Raw genomic sequence first — 3,920 nt, forward strand, 5'->3', positions numbered from 1 at the left:
AGTTCTGATGCCAGACCAACATCATGTAAACTGACGACTAATTTTAAGTGCCAAGCCTTACGGTGTGGCAGATGTGCCAAGGCACCGAACAAAGTCAACAACGCATTATTGACTTTATTTTCATTGTTATCGGTATTCCGGTCAAAATAATTTCCTGTACGGTAAGCAGACTCTCCAACAGTGTAAGCAGTGCCGTTAAAAACTACACGCCCTCGAACATCTTCCATCTCGGCATTGGTTATATAGCTGGGGACACGAACTACTTCAAAGCCATCGACTAAAAGTTTGAGACTTCCGTAACCGTTATCGAAACCCGCAGGAAAAATTTTTTGTAACGTGTGAATGTTTGACATAAATACAAAGGTAATACACTTTGAGAAAGTGAAAGCTATCTGTTCAGATAATTTTGGGGAGTGGGGGAGAGAAAAATAAAATAACTACCCCTTCTTGATCCAGACTCAAGAGTTTATCATAATCCCTTGGGGGCTAAGTGGGGTACAAAATATCAGTCAGTCAAATGTACCTCATATAGCACCTATATATCCCCTATATAGGGGTCAAAGTATCACCAAAGTCTTGAACTATGTTGGGGTATATATAGCCCCCATATAGCCCCCATCAGGATTTTTTGAAATCTTTTTATCAATGCAGCAGAAATTAATTTAGATCGTTGTTGACTCTTTGATTTATACTTTAATATCAATTTTTTGTTGAAAAGCAATTCAGTTTTGATCTTTAACTTCTTGCTGACTATGTAACGAGTGCGTTATTACTTGCTTACAGGTTCAGCTTTCTCAACTGAATCATCATTAATACCCAAAGTCAATTGCAAAGGAGTTTTTTGGGCGTAAGCTTTCACGACCTGCCGATAAACTTCATAGTTAGTAGGTAGCGTATTCTGTGCATTACCCACTCCATAGGTCATTTCCAATTGTTGGGTCATCTTGGCCAACAACTGCTCCTGGTGGTTTCAATACATTCCGATTCACCACTGAAGTATTCGTTCATGTTTCAATGCGTGGCTGTGGTTGACTAGTTAGATCATTGGCATACTTGACTTGCCAGGAGTAACTGGTGAGTGCTGTAGCTTCATACTGTTCAGCAATAGTAGTGCTGCAACTAGTTAGTGTCAGTGCCGTTAGTGCAGTCATTATTGAGGGTAAAAATCTCAGCTTTTGCATTATCAGTTATAAATATCTTTCACCAATCACTCTTGAAGAGGGAGTGTGCCATCATTGCTGCCAAGGTGAAGGAATCGCTGTTGTTGAAAGCACCTGACCTGTTGTTAATCTGATCGCCGTCTGCTCACAATTAGGACATTGGATTTTCAACTGAATTAGTGAAGGATGACCTTTGTATTCTCCCATTACTGGTTCCCCAGTAAACTCGCTAATTATTCCCTGCTGACAGTGCCAACACTCGAATACCACGCGCCCCACTTGTTTATCGCAGTCCAAAAACTGGATATGTTGACAGCGTTCTGGCGCTAACTCTTCTTCTTCATCGCTCTTTGTCAATTGACCCTGTTGCTTGGGCTGTTGCGGTAATTTAGATTTTCTCTTGTCAGCAGAGGTACCTTTGGCTTTACTTTTCTCTAAATGTTGCGGTTTTTCAGCAGCGTTTGTCTTTGACCTTACAAGAGGTATCACCTCTGCTTGGGCTGGCTGCTCAACTGACGGCAGCTCAACACTGGGAGTAATGTCAGGCTGAGAGGTTGGCTGCTGTTTCTCTACTGGTTTATAAGCAACAAGGTCAAGCTTTGGGCTTTGATCGTTGGATTCGGCTTGTGGTAATGGTCTTTTTGACGGACGTTGAGTAGATTTCATGGACATCTTGATTTCAGTGGACTTGCCGAACTAGTAGTTTCCAATTTTCTGTTAATCCGCTAACAATGATTCTAGTTGTTCTAAAAGACTTGCAATCTTCTTAGCTTTTTTGGGATCTGACCACTGTGAAGACTTTAATATTTTCTGAGATATGTCTTGAAATTCTCTCTTCAAAGAAGGAGGCTCCTGATCCTTCGTCTCTTTGATCCAATCACGAATATCTGCTAAAGATAATTTCTCAGCAATCGCTTTTTTCAACAAACTAGCTCTCTTAGCTTTGTCTTTCAGTGTGGCGATCGCTCTAGCTTTAGTGTATTCTATTTGCCCAGAACGTAGTACTTCTATTACGTCAATTGGCATATTCAGTAGAGGTAGCCGACTGACGCGAAAGCTTTCTGGTGATAGCTTACCTACCGTCATAAAGACACTCTCTACAATTTCCCACTGCTTACGGAAAACATTTTCCGTGTTTTCATCTGACCACTCAACTTTCTTTTTATCTAAATGTGCTTTCCTGTTCAATAAAGCAATTACTTCTTTGACAGTACAATCCATTTGCCAGGAAAGTAAATTTAGTATTCCTTCTGTTTCCTCTATTGGATTTAAATCTTCTCGTTGTAAATTTTCCAATAAGGATAGCTTTAGAGCCGAAGCGTCATCAACGTTTAATATCAGAGCAGGAACTTCCATTAAGCCTGCATTTCGTGCTGCACGATAGCGACGCTCACCCGCAATCAATAAATACTTCCCGTCCCGCTCAGGACGCAACCATAATGGTGATTGCACTCCCACTTCTTTGATAGAAGCAGTTAACGTAGCAAGTTTATCTATATCGAAATAACGGCGTACTTGTTCAGGATTGCAAACAATTTTATCAATTGGTACAGCGAATTTAGCAGTATTATCGTCAATCCTCTCACTTCTTGCTAGTGCTTGTAATTGAGCATTTAGTGATTCTAGTTCAGCAATACGCTGTTGCGATTGAAGTAATTGTTCTTCAAATTCTGCTACTTGTGCATTAGCAGAGAAATAGTCATAACTCTTATTTTGTCCTTTGGTTGTCACCCTTATCCTCCTGCAATATAGCTGATAATTCTTGGCAGATAGGATGAAGATCCTTGATAGCTTTATGTGTTGAGCGATGCAAATGCAAAGGGATGCCTTTTCCAGAAGCATTACTGAATTCGCAAGAGTAGCGGACGTGCGGATAACATTTTATCTTCAAAGGCGAAAGCATTTCTGGTAACTGACCAAGCAAATCCCTTTGCGCTGCTTCGCCACTGTCATACTTAGTAGGTACAAATCCTAGTATCTGGGGCTGGGGATTTAAGCGCAACTTTTTACAAGCCCCTCGGTACCAAGACAGCAAAACATTTGCCCCTGTTAATGATTTGGGACTAAGTTCAACAAGAATTAACATATGCGTAGCTACTGCCAGTGCGACATCATTGAGATTACCCAATGTAGCAGGACAGTCCAGAATCACCAGTTGGTGTGGCAAAGGAAAATCTTCAAACCTGTCTGCCAAAACATATTCCCGGCGATTACGAACTGCCAAATCTGACCCAACTTGAATCATTACTGGCCCACCCAAGCATATTTGTAACTTACCCTTCGGCTTTCCCCATTCTGGCATCAGTAAAGGCCAGTTACCATCAAAATCCTCGCTGAATACTGCGGCGATTGTTTGCTCTAATGGTGGGTCTTTGTCTAATCCACAAAACTGACTCATGGAAACGTTAGTATCTAGGTCGAGTAGCACAACGTCAAAGCCGCGCTTTGCCATTTCATAGCCAATATGAACAGCTAGTGTAGTTTTGGAAACTCCTCCGGCATTGGCCCCAATCCAGAGAACAACTTGTTTCATCTATTTGCAATTTCGTATGCTTGCGTTTTGTTATACTCTATCTTTCAAACGAAATCAAGTTCAACGCTCGTTATTCAGGCTCAAAAAGCAACTTGGAACTATACGGAAAACGTTTTCCGTCCCCAATAAATTTCACGTCGCACGCCCCTAGTGTCAGCTACGCTATATCTGCCCCGTGTTGGAGGAGTTGCTAGAATGATTGACCATGACAGGCTTTTCAAAGAATT

At 41.4% G+C, this 3,920-nt stretch carries 6 protein-coding genes; all 6 read right to left on the reverse strand.

From position 1 onward, the window contains the following. Window positions 1-353, reverse strand: a 353-nt coding sequence (locus CDG77_RS33875; RefSeq protein ID WP_442946459.1) for a ParM/StbA family protein, incomplete at its 3' end; no start/stop codon positions are given. A 416-nt stretch (window positions 354-769) separates the two neighbouring features. After that, window positions 770-943: a hypothetical protein gene (locus CDG77_RS39270; protein ID WP_442946460.1), complete on the reverse strand. Its 174-nt coding sequence runs from the start codon at window positions 941-943 to the stop codon at window positions 770-772. Window positions 944-1,004: 61 nt separating this feature from the next. Further along, on the reverse strand, window positions 1,005-1,151 hold the full coding sequence (locus CDG77_RS39275) for a hypothetical protein (RefSeq protein ID WP_442946461.1): 147 nt from the start codon (window positions 1,149-1,151) through the stop codon (window positions 1,005-1,007). An 81-nt stretch (window positions 1,152-1,232) separates the two neighbouring features. Continuing rightward, window positions 1,233-1,832 carry a hypothetical protein gene (locus CDG77_RS38310; protein ID WP_223270133.1) on the reverse strand — a complete coding sequence of 200 codons (600 nt, stop codon included), beginning with the start codon at window positions 1,830-1,832 and terminating at the stop codon, window positions 1,233-1,235. A gap of 45 nt (window positions 1,833-1,877) precedes the next feature. After that, on the reverse strand, window positions 1,878-2,891 hold the full coding sequence (locus CDG77_RS33890; RefSeq protein WP_190234148.1) for a ParB/RepB/Spo0J family partition protein: 1,014 nt from the start codon (window positions 2,889-2,891) through the stop codon (window positions 1,878-1,880). Beyond that, complete coding sequence (locus CDG77_RS33895) at window positions 2,869-3,693, reverse strand: ParA family protein (protein WP_094333529.1); 825 nt, start codon at window positions 3,691-3,693, stop codon at window positions 2,869-2,871. The genes CDG77_RS33890 and CDG77_RS33895 overlap by 23 nt, the downstream gene beginning before the upstream one ends. Between the last annotated feature and the right edge of the window lie 227 nt (window positions 3,694-3,920).

It is taken from the genome of Nostoc sp. 'Peltigera membranacea cyanobiont' 213 (genome assembly GCF_002245975.1).
Lineage (GTDB): Bacteria > Cyanobacteriota > Cyanobacteriia > Cyanobacteriales > Nostocaceae > Nostoc.